Annotated in this window: 9 protein-coding genes; 6 read left to right on the top strand and 3 right to left on the bottom strand. The window is 43.2% G+C overall.

The window, feature by feature from the left end:
- On the bottom strand, nt 1–661 hold a 661-nt coding region (locus B9T16_RS23180; protein WP_410245886.1), incomplete at its 3' end, for a thiamine pyrophosphate-binding protein.
- 165 nt (nt 662–826) lie between these two features.
- On the bottom strand, nt 827–2,452 hold the full coding sequence (gene cimA, locus B9T16_RS23175) for a citramalate synthase (RefSeq protein WP_410245885.1): 1,626 nt from the start codon (nt 2,450–2,452) through the stop codon (nt 827–829).
- Nucleotides 2,453–2,749: 297 nt separating this feature from the next.
- Between cimA and B9T16_RS23170 the strand changes: the two genes are divergently transcribed.
- A complete protein-coding gene (locus tag B9T16_RS23170; RefSeq protein ID WP_006619810.1) occupies nt 2,750–3,715 on the top strand; it encodes a glycosyltransferase family 2 protein in 966 nt (321 codons plus the stop codon).
- 539 nt (nt 3,716–4,254) lie between these two features.
- Here B9T16_RS23170 and B9T16_RS23165 read toward each other — a convergent pair.
- Nucleotides 4,255–5,016 carry a peptidoglycan-binding protein gene (locus B9T16_RS23165; RefSeq protein WP_006616143.1) on the bottom strand — a complete coding sequence of 254 codons (762 nt, stop codon included), beginning with the start codon at nt 5,014–5,016 and terminating at the stop codon, nt 4,255–4,257.
- A gap of 70 nt (nt 5,017–5,086) precedes the next feature.
- On the opposite strand from B9T16_RS23165, the gene B9T16_RS23160 reads away from it, so the two are divergent.
- The 5 genes from B9T16_RS23160 to B9T16_RS23140 form a co-directional block, all read left to right on the top strand.
- Complete coding sequence (locus B9T16_RS23160; protein ID WP_410245884.1) at nt 5,087–5,392, top strand: LapA family protein; 306 nt, start codon at nt 5,087–5,089, stop codon at nt 5,390–5,392.
- Between the two features lie 84 nt (nt 5,393–5,476).
- A complete protein-coding gene (locus tag B9T16_RS23155; RefSeq protein WP_410245883.1) occupies nt 5,477–6,811 on the top strand; it encodes a hypothetical protein in 1,335 nt (444 codons plus the stop codon).
- Nucleotides 6,812–6,890: 79 nt separating this feature from the next.
- Complete coding sequence (locus B9T16_RS23150; RefSeq protein ID WP_410245882.1) at nt 6,891–7,214, top strand: hypothetical protein; 324 nt, start codon at nt 6,891–6,893, stop codon at nt 7,212–7,214.
- Between the two features lie 105 nt (nt 7,215–7,319).
- Nucleotides 7,320–7,586, top strand: coding sequence for a hypothetical protein (locus B9T16_RS23145; RefSeq protein WP_410245881.1), 267 nt, complete (start codon nt 7,320–7,322; stop codon nt 7,584–7,586).
- Nucleotides 7,587–7,683: 97 nt separating this feature from the next.
- The coding region (locus tag B9T16_RS23140) for a JmjC domain-containing protein (protein WP_410245880.1) at nt 7,684–8,134 on the top strand (451 nt) is incomplete at its 3' end.

Genomic DNA, 8,134 nt, shown 5'->3' with positions numbered 1-8,134 from the left:
GGAGGGGTTTAGTAGCTTGAGAAATCAACTGTAAAGCCTGATTAATTTGTCGAGGATTTCCCCGCACCGTGGGACGATATCCCACCCGTCGCACTGACCCTGGCTCTACCGGAATATAATCAATTTGAGCATTACCCACATCTTTGGGAATGTCAATTAACACAGGTCCCGGTCTGCCACTACTGGCTAGGTGAAATGCCTCAGCCACAATTCTCGGTAATTCCGAAGGTTCGCGGACTAGATAGGAATGTTTAACAATGGGTAGGGTAATCCCAAAAATATCAATTTCCTGAAAAGCATCTGTCCCCAAGGCGCTGCGAGGTACTTGTCCAGTAATGGCTACCACCGGGACAGAATCCAGATAAGCCGTGGCTAGACCTGTAACTAAATTAGTGGCTCCCGGTCCAGAGGTGGCTAGACATACCCCCACCTTTCCGGTACTCCGGGCATATCCATCGGCAGCGTGAGCCGCTCCTTGTTCGTGGCGCACCAGATAATGTTTGATTTCCCCGGCTTGTTCGGCTCTATATATCTCGTCGTAAATGGGTAAATTTGAACCTCCTGGATAGCCAAAAATATGCTGCACACCGTGGCGGCGCAGGCTATCAATCAGGGCAAAGGCTCCTGTTACTCTTTTTACGGCTTGTTTTTGGTCCTGCATAACATTCTCCATCTCTGATGCCTAGGATAAATTATGGTTGGGATTACCTGAGCAATTGTCATCAATTTTTTATATTTGTGACAATTTATGCTTAATACTCTTGCCATTATTGCCATTTTATGCTATGGCAATAATCGCATCCCTAGGGGATTATCACTGTCTATTTTACAGTGAGGATTCGGCTAATATAACTGAATTGGATGGGGTTTGCTGTTGCAACATTAAGCCATATTCTAAACCTTCTACGACGGCTTGATAGGATGCGTCTAGGATATTAGTAGAGACTCCTACGGTAGTCCAACGCTGATGACCATTGCTAGATTCTACCAATACACGAGTTTTGGCAGAAGTTCCCGCTTTACCATCCAAAATCCGCACTTTATAATCGCGCAGTTGAAATTCGGCTATTTCTGGGTAGAAATTTTGCAGGGCTTTCCGCAAGGCTGCATCTAAGGCCGAGACAGGTCCGTTACCTTCGGCTACTTCTAAAAGTTCGCGATCGCTTACAATTACCTTCACCGTAGCTAGGGAGTTACAGGTAGCCAGACTCGACTTGTCACAATGCACTTGAAAACCGCGAATTTCAAACCACTGTTTCCGAGTCCCCAAAGCTGACCGCATCAATAACTCAAAACTCGCCTCCGCCGCCTCAAATTGATAACCCTGATTTTCCAATTCTTTCAACTGTTGCAAAAGTTGCCGACTGGTTGGATTATCCCGTTCTAAGTTAATACCATAGTTTCGCGCTTTCGCCAAAACATTACTTAATCCCGACTGGTCAGAAATCACGATTCGCCGTTTATTTCCCACCTCTTCCGGGGCGATATGTTCGTAGGTTAACGGGTTGCGTTCCACTGCGGAAACATGAATCCCCCCCTTATGGGCAAAAGCCGATAAGCCCACAAACGGGGCATGGTCATCTGGGGCTAGATTAACCACCTCACTAATAAATCTACTAGACTCCGACAGTTTACTTAAATGTTCATTGGCGATGCAAGAATAGCCTAATTTTAACTGTAAATTAGGTATCAAAGTACACAAATCGGCATTGCCGCACCGTTCCCCATAACCGTTAATGGTCCCTTGAATCATGGTAGCACCTTCCATGACTGCTGCTAAAGCATTAGCAACGGCGGTTCCTGAGTCGTTGTGGGTGTGAATGCCTACCTGTACGGAGGTTTCACCCCAATTGGCTAGGGCTGTAACTACGGTTTTGGCGATCGCAGTTACCTCGTGGGGCAGTGTACCACCATTAGTATCACATAGCACTAACCACTCAGCCCCCCCTGCTACAGCCGCTTTTAGCGTTTCTAGGGCATATTCTGGGTTGTTTTTATAGCCATCAAACCAATGTTCAGCATCATAAATTACCCGCCTCCCTTGGCTGCGGAAAAACTCGATTGTATCCTGGATCATTGCCAGGTTTTCCTCTAGGCTGGTTTTCAGGCTTTCGGTAACATGGAGATCCCAAGATTTGCCAAAGGTGGTAATCCATAGGGTTCCGGCTGATAAAATCGGTTTGAGGCTAGGATCTTCTGCTGCGGTGGTATGGGGGCGACGGGTCGAACAAMAAGCCACTATTTCCGCTTGGCTGAGGGGTTCTTCCGTCAGTCGCCAAAATAATTGCACATCTTTCGGGTTAGCGCCGGGCCAACCCCCTTCAATAAACGGAATACCTAGTTGGTCTAGTTTCCGCGCTATCTGGAGTTTATCTTCTAGGGAGAGAGAGAGTCCTTCGCGCTGGGCTCCGTCTCGTAGGGTTGTATCATAAATCCAAAGTTGCTTACTCATAGTGGTCTATCTTTGGTAATTAGTGCCGTTTTCAACCATGCGGTGGTATTTCATGCGATCGCTCTTTCCCCCCGCTCTCTAGTATGTCCCCAATTTACCCCATTGGTCTAATATCTAATCTTATTTTCACATTTGATGATCACCCCGTCAGTCCCTGGACTGTCCCCCTCCTCCTCGTAACCAATAACCTTTCCGTAGGGTGCGTCAGAAACCGACTCTCTCAATTCTCACCGGACAATTATCTCCTGACGCACCACTTATTAATATAATTTGAGTTAATATAAATTAATTTCTACAGTGTTGCCACCATCAGCAAAACCCACCACAGTTCAACTCTCAATTGTCGCTCCCTGCTACAACGAAGAACCTAACCTCGATTACTTATTATCTAGGTTGCTGGCTGTGATTCAACCTTTGCATATTACCTATGAAATTATCTGTGTTAATGATGGCAGTCAGGATGATACCTTAGCCAAACTTATTAAACACCACCATTTCAATAATAACATTAAAGTGATTAACTTGTCAAGGAATTTCGGCAAAGAAATTGCTTTGACGGCGGGTTTAGATCATGCTAGAGGTGCAGCAGTCATTCCTATTGATGCTGACCTACAGGACCCACCGGAATTAATTGTAGAAATGCTGGAAAAGTGGCGAGAAGGTTATGATGTAGTTTACGCGAAAAGGCGATCGCGACATGGAGAAACCTGGCTGAAACAGATAACCGCCAATGGTTTTTATCGGCTTCTGCAAAAGATGACTCCGGTTCACATTCCCCAAGACACTGGAGATTTTCGATTGATGGATCGTCAGGTAGTGGAAGCCTTAAAAAAACTCCCCGAAACTCATCGATTTATGAAGGGTTTATTTGCGTGGGTAGGGTTCAAACAAACCGCCCTAGAATATGACCGCTTACCGAGATATAAAGGTCGGACAAAATGGAACTATTGGCAATTGTGGAATTTGGCGATCGAAGGGATTACCTCTTTTAGCGCCCTCCCCCTCAAAGTTTGGAGTTATATGGGATTATTGATATCATTTGGGGCTTTTATTTACGCCCTATTTTTAATAGTAAGAACTTTGATTTTTGGCATTGATGTTCCCGGTTACGCATCCTTAATGGTAGCCATTCTATTTATGGGAGGAGTTCAACTTATTAGTTTAGGTGTAATTGGTGAATACTTAGGCAGAATTTATGCGGAAGTTAAAAGAAGACCTCTCTATTTGATTCGAGATACCTATGGCATTGTTGATAATGAATAAAAAAAGCTGCCCATAAACTAAGGCATTTTCCTGGTGCGTCACATCATCAAGTTTGGTGTTTTTTATGAAGATGATCACTCTGTGACGCACCCTACAAGGATTATAGTTTCCTGGTGCGTCACATCATCAAGTTTGGCGTTTTTTATGAAGATGATCACTCTGTGACGCACCCTACAAGGATTATAGTTTCCTGGTGCGTCACATCATCAAGTTTGGCGTTTTTTATGAAGATGATCACTCTGTGACGCACCCTACAAGGATTATACCCATGTCAGGTTAATTATTCCTAGTTCAAGTTTCCTGGTGCGTCACATCATCAAGTTTGGCGTTTTTTATGAAGATGATCACTCTGTGACGCACCCTACAAGGATTATAGCCATGTCAGGTTAATTATTCCTAGCTCAAGCACAAAAAAAGCTGCCCATAAACCAAGGCAGCTTGTGCATTACTTGAGGTTATAATGGATTCTTACTAATTTAATCATCTAACATGGTCGGAAGTGCGACATCCTACGATCGCATAACCTGATCGGGTGATATTCAATAACTAACTGATCCTAACAGCCACTTATTTCTCGCCCAACGATCCAAACGCTTACGCAGTGACAAATCAGCCGTTTTAGTTATGGGTAATCCTAACTGCTGCTGAAACTTACCCACATATTCCTCAGTCCGATGATCATAAATCTCGCTGTAAGCAATGAGAGGACGGGGTTGGAATATTAAGTTTAAATTGTGCTGAAGATTCCGAACAATTTTCGCTAAGATTTCCTGGGTTTCTGGGTTAGCTGTCCCGGTTTGAGGTATATCATAATCTCGCTGAAATGACGAAATATTAGCATATCCTAAGCCTTTAATTGTCTCGGCAAAATCTTTAGGTAAATAAATAGGCTTAACTGGATCTGGTTGGGGTCGATTTTCCCACCAATAGGCTGTATCCTCTAATTTATCGCGGACATAGGTATCAGCCACCCCAGTTACGGGTAAATCATACCTTTTCTGAAAATCCTTAACGGCGGCGGTAGTTTTCGGACCATAAAACTGATTTCCCGGTAAGGGAGGATTCGGCCGTACTACAATATTAAGATGATTATGCAGACTGCTGACAATGGCAGCCATCTCGGCTTGGGTCTTGTCTCCGACAATACCATCAACAACCAAATTGCGATCGTGTTGGAAGGCGCGAATGCCTTGTTGAGCGATCGCATCTGTGGGAGAATCATTATTCACTGGGACACCATAGCCCAAGCCATAAAGAACAAAACGTAGTTCTCGGTTCGTATAGTTACGCCAATCTACCATTGGTCTAGCCTCACGGTTTGTATAATATGATTCAGTTTAAACCCTCAGCAATACAGGCGATCGCGATCGGGTGACTGAAACCCTGGAAGTCTTCTGCAAACTTCCACCGACCGCCCCCGGAATATTTCTGCCTTTTTGTTGCTATACTGCTACCCAAATTACCATGAAAGCACTATTTCCCTTCACCGCCAGCCTCATTCTCGCAGTGGGAATGACCGCCGTTGCTATATTATCCGTCCAAAATGCCACCCCGGTTTCCCTACAGTTTATGATATTCGAGTCAATTAACATACCTGTAGGGGTAGTTTTGGCCTTCAGCTTGGCGATCGGCTTAATTACTGGTGCGATCGGTATATTTATCTACCATCAAAGGTAAACTCTCCAAATTTCCCAATTGTCATATTTAGGTCATCTTTCTTTAATAAGGTATATTTCAACCCCCAAGAAAGAAACAACTGAGATGGCTTTTAGCGAGTTATTCCCCCTTGATCACAACTTTATTCCTGGTGCGATGGTTTCTGGGACCGTCGGTAGTTTAATTGATAACGGCGATGACTTTCTATTCTATCCTATCAACGGTTCAGAAGTCATTGTTGATGTCTCCCCTCTCCCCGCATGGCAACTTGGTTTAATGCCTGGAGAAATCATCACTCTCCAAGTAGGAGAATGGAATGGTCGCGAAATCGACACTAACAATATTATCCGTCCTGATGGGTCTACGGTGTTAGGTTTATCTAACATTCCCCCCATGACTATACCACCTAATATAGACCCTTTAACAGGTGTCGGATTAACTACTTTCTCAGGTACAGTAATTAGCCAAACTGAACCGGATAGCTTTTTCTTCCAAAGTGATATCGGACCGATTTTGGTAGATGCTATTCCCCAAGGTGAAGGAATAGTTACTGTCATTCCGGGAGAAATATTAACCATTGTTGGAAATTTTGATGACTATGATTTTGATGCTTACAGTTTGACCCGTCTGGACGGTTCGCAGGTTCTACCTAACCAGCCACCAATTATGGGTTTTACACCCCCTTCAATTCCTCCGATAAATCCAGAATTTCTGACTCTCTCAGGTACAGTAATTAGCCAAACTGAACCGGATAGCTTTTTCTTCCAAAGTGATATCGGACCGATTTTGGTAGATGCTATTCCCCAAGGTGAAGGAATGATCACTGTCATTCCGGGAGAAATATTAACCATTGTTGGAAATTTTGATGACTATGATTTTGATGCTTACAGTTTGACCCGTCTGGACGGTTCGCAGGTTCTACCTAACCAGCCACCAATGATGGGTTTTACACCCCCTTCAATTCCTCCGATAAATCCAGWATTTCTKACTCTCTCAGGTACAGTAATTAGCCAAACTGAACCGGATAGCTTTTTCTTCCAAAGTGATATCGGACCGATTTTGGTAGATGCTATTCCCCAAGGTGAAGGAATGGTCACTGTCATTCCGGGAGAAATATTAACCATTGTTGGAAATTTTGATGACTATGATTTTGATGCTTACAGTTTGACCCGTCTGGACGGTTCGCCGGTTCTACCTAACCAGCCACCAATGATGGGTTTTACACCCCCTTCAATTCCTCCGATAAATCCAGTATTATCCAATCGTATTCAGATGGAAATTACTGATATTAATAATCCCGAATTTGCGCCAATTAATAACATTCCTAACCCTCCCTTAAATCCGGGTAATAGGACATCCCCAACAGTAGGCGATCGCGATTATAATTATGATCAGCCTGATTTTGACTATGACCACGGTAGATCTCGTCGTTTTAACTAATAGTTTCAGCCACTATCATCTATAAACTAATCCCGGCTTTTCATTTAACAAAAAAAACATTGATTTAGGAGATACTTCGATGAAACCTTCCTGGAAAATTGCGACCCTGTTATCCTTCGCTGCTATTATCGGTTTTGCGGAAGCTGGTCAAGCCGCCATAAATCCCCCATCACTAACCCCCGTAAATCGCATTCAGATCGACATTGAAGACCTACCCAATATCCTACCTRGGGAKGATGCTAATTTACTAGCAAATCGTTTTAATAATAGCGATCGCGATTATAATTATGACAATGATCGAGGTCGGAATTCCCGCCGAGTTAACCGTCCTAATGCTGGTCGTTTTAATGGTCAAACTCCCCGCCGAGTTAACCGTCCTAATGCTGGTCGTCGTCAAAGATAGTCACCACTTGATAAACATTGATAAATTTGTCAATTTAGGCTATACTTAGGGTAATCATAAATTACCATCTCAATACTCAAATTTAACTCTTTAGGAGATGCTTCGATGAAACCTTCCTGGAAAATTGCGACCCTGTTATCCTTCGCTGCTATTATCGGTTTTGCGGAAGCTGGTCAAGCCGCCATAAATCCCCCATCACTAACCCCCGTAAATCGCATTCAGATCGACATTGAAGACCTACCCAATATCTTACCTAGGGATGATGCTAATTTACTGGCTGATTCTGATAGAGATAATGATGTCGATTATGATTATGATTATGATAATGATAGGGGTAGTGCTTCCCGTAACCGTCGTAGCAGATGGTCTTAACTAAATGATTAGTCTTGAAATGCTGTGAATTTAGGCTATACTTAGGGGGGTTAATCGTCCCCCTAATGGTTATTAAAATTTCGTTTTCTATCTATCAATGCAGACCTTAACCGAATTATTGCACCCTTTACCAATTAGCGAATTTTTCGATAAATATTGGGCTGAAAAAGCTGTGCTAATTCCTGGTGATAATCATCAAAAATTTGCCAATTTGTTTTCGTGGCAAAAACTCAATAATTTACTCAACTATTATCCCTTAAAACACCCAGAAATCAGATTAGCTAAAGCTGGGGAAACTTTGCCAGAAATTACCAACAATGAACAGATAATTAAACAATGTCAGGAAGGCGCTACTCTTATTATCGATCGACTTCATGAAAAAATAGAAGCGATCGCCAAAATGGTAGCCTTATTACGCATAGAAATCGGACATCGTAGCCAAGTCAATAGTTATTGTTCATTTCCCGGACATCAAGGCTTTGCTTGTCATTACGACTCCCACGAAGTTTTCATCCTGCAAATTTCCGGTAGAAAACACTGGCGAGTTT

Source organism: Arthrospira sp. PCC 8006 (assembly GCF_046480465.1).
Classification (GTDB): domain Bacteria; phylum Cyanobacteriota; class Cyanobacteriia; order Cyanobacteriales; family Microcoleaceae; genus Limnospira; species Limnospira platensis.
Note: the sequence above shows the minus strand (reverse complement) of the source record. Positions and strands in the feature narration are given on the sequence as shown.

Coding starts and splice junctions, on each gene's coding strand:
- B9T16_RS23165 (WP_006616143.1), bottom strand. CDS start 5,016: ATGGTAGATTGGCGTAACTATACGAACCGAGAACTACGTTTTGTTCTT.
- B9T16_RS23145 (WP_410245881.1), top strand. CDS start 7,320: ATGAAACCTTCCTGGAAAATTGCGACCCTGTTATCCTTCGCTGCTATT.